Origin of the sequence: Pseudomonas sp. IT-P74 (genome assembly GCF_949768175.1) — a bacterium.
GTDB lineage: Bacteria > Pseudomonadota > Gammaproteobacteria > Pseudomonadales > Pseudomonadaceae > Aquipseudomonas.
The window spans coordinates 1-456 of sequence record NZ_CATKQD010000061.1 but is presented as its reverse complement, the minus strand read 5'-3'; the positions used below and the strand labels follow the sequence as shown (position 1 = coordinate 456).

The following is a 456-nucleotide window of genomic DNA, read 5'->3' as shown; positions in this document are numbered from 1 at the left end:
CATGGTTATTGATCGGCAGGCCGGCCGCGTTGGCCAGGGTCACGGTGTAGGTGACCTGGCCGCCTTCGGCCACGGTGGATTTGTCCGCAGTCAGGGTCGCGATGACTTCGCTGACAGTGTCAGTAATTTCGACCTTGGCTTCGCCACCAATGACCAGATTCTCAAACGTCTTACCGGCAACGCTAGCATCAGCGATACCCAGCGAGGCGCTACCACCATCCTTGTAGACGTCATCACCTTGCGCCGGCAATGCATAGCCAACTTGAGTTGCGCCTGCGGCGATGATCACAGTTTGGCCGTTGCTGAGTGTCACCGTCAGGTCGTGATCCAGCTTCTGGTCGAGTTTGATGGTGAAAGTCGGTGCCTGGTCTTCCAGCACAGGACCAGCGCTTTCGATGGTAACCGTGACCTTGTCGATCACATCGGAAATCGTGGTGACTGCTGGAGTGTTGTTGA

1 protein-coding gene is annotated in these 456 nt (G+C 56.8%); it reads right to left on the bottom strand.

Translation table 11 applies throughout. From position 1 onward, the window contains the following. The coding region (locus ACM6J5_RS22360) for an immunoglobulin-like domain-containing protein (RefSeq protein WP_414929361.1) at window positions 1-456 on the bottom strand (456 nt) is incomplete at both ends.